Below are 1607 nucleotides of genomic sequence, written 5' to 3'. Positions count from 1 at the left end.
GTGTGGTAGAAAGCAACAGCATTATTGCAGCAGGAGCCGTAGTAACGGCGGGAACGCATGTGCCGGCAGGATCTGTTTTTGCAGGAATGCCGGCCAAAAAAATCAAGGATATCAGCGAGGAATTGAGTTCAGGCGAAATAGACAGGATTGCCAATAATTATGTGAAATATTCAGGCTGGTTTAAAGAAAATTAGGTTTTAGAACGCAATTATGATTATTTTTGAACTACTAAAAAATTGATAAAATGAATGCATTTATTTTTCCCGGACAAGGAGCGCAGTTTTCAGGAATGGGCCTCGATATGTACGAAAAATCCAATCTGGCTCAGGAACTGTTTGAAAAAGCAAATGACATACTTGGATTCAGCATAACAGACATCATGTTCCAGGGTTCTGCTGAGGACTTAAAACAAACTAAAGTCACTCAGCCCGCTATTTTTTTGCACTCAGTAATTTTGGGAAAAATGATGGGAAAAGATTTTAAACCAGATATGGTTGCCGGGCATTCATTAGGTGAATTTTCTGCATTGGTATCTAATGGAGCTTTAAGCTTTGAAGACGGTTTGTCATTAGTTTCTCAAAGGGCAACGGCTATGCAAAAAGCTTGTGAGCTCGTTCCAAGTACAATGGCGGTAGTATTGAGGCTGGCAGATGAGGTGGTGGAAAAAATTTGTGAAGAAACAGAGGGTATTGTAGTTCCCGCAAACTATAATTGTCCGGGACAATTAGTCATATCCGGTGAAATAGAAGCAGTAAACAGGGCTTGCGAGGCTTTAAAAGCAGCAGGTGCGCGCAGAGCTATGATATTACCTGTTGGCGGGGCATTTCATTCACCTCTTATGGAGCCTGCCAGGGAAGAATTGGCAGCCGCTATAGAGAATACAAATTTTAGTAAACCCAGCTGTCCCATTTATCAGAATGTTACAACCACAGCCGTTGTAAATGTGGATGAAATTAAACAAAACCTGATCTCGCAACTTACAGCCCCGGTGAAGTGGACACAAAGTGTGCAAAATATGTTTGCAGACGGCGCAAGCCTGTTTACAGAAGTGGGTCCCGGGAAGGTACTGCAAGGGCTGGTTAATAAAATTGAGCCCTCGGCAGAAGTCACATCGGCGGCGATATCTTAGTAGGACCATCCAATAATTTTGTATTTCAACCGAAAAAGACATATTTGAACTCCAAATTTGTACTTATGGCGGTTTTTTTAGTAATATTGATGTCCCGATTATTACCTTGGGTAGACCACCTTTGCAATGAATTTATTTAATTCAAAGGACATGCTATGAGATTGAAAAAAAATACTTCACAGTTAAAGACCACACCTTCTTTTCTTAAAGGGTTTCTGCCTTTTATAATACTAGTTCTTATCCATATTCAGGTGAGTGCACAGGACTGTTTTTTTGCCCCAACTTTAAGTACTAATGCAGATTCCATTTGCGACTTGGCATCTATAGATTTAGATCCTTATGTGACCAATGTTCCATCTGGTGCTGGAACTTTAGTTTGGAGTACAAGCCCATTGGTAGGAGTTGCTTTGTTACCAGGTTCAGTTGTGTCTACATCTGGCACCTATTATGCATGGTATACGGGCTTTAATGCTGGCTT

At 41.0% G+C, this 1607-nt stretch carries 2 protein-coding genes and 1 pseudogene; all 3 read left to right on the top strand.

Annotated features, from left to right (window positions below; genetic code table 11):
• Positions 1-194 (top strand): annotated as a pseudogene (locus WBN20_RS14340) (gamma carbonic anhydrase family protein); the annotation flags it as partial.
• A gap of 50 nt (positions 195-244) precedes the next feature.
• The gene (gene fabD, locus WBN20_RS14335; protein WP_424282180.1) at positions 245-1129 is read left to right on the top strand and encodes an ACP S-malonyltransferase; all 885 of its coding nucleotides are present in this window, start codon (positions 245-247) and stop codon (positions 1127-1129) included.
• 155 nt (positions 1130-1284) lie between these two features.
• On the top strand, positions 1285-1607 hold a 323-nt coding region (locus WBN20_RS14330; protein WP_424282179.1), incomplete at its 3' end, for a hypothetical protein.

Origin of the sequence: Eudoraea sp. (genome assembly GCF_049665975.1) — a bacterium.
Taxonomy (GTDB): domain Bacteria; phylum Bacteroidota; class Bacteroidia; order Flavobacteriales; family Flavobacteriaceae; genus Eudoraea.
Note: the sequence above shows the minus strand (reverse complement) of the source record. Positions and strands in the feature narration are given on the sequence as shown.

Excerpts from the sequence above, each read along its gene's own strand:
- fabD (WP_424282180.1), top strand. The coding sequence starts at position 245 with ATGAATGCATTTATTTTTCCCGGACAAGGAGCGCAGTTTTCAGGAATG.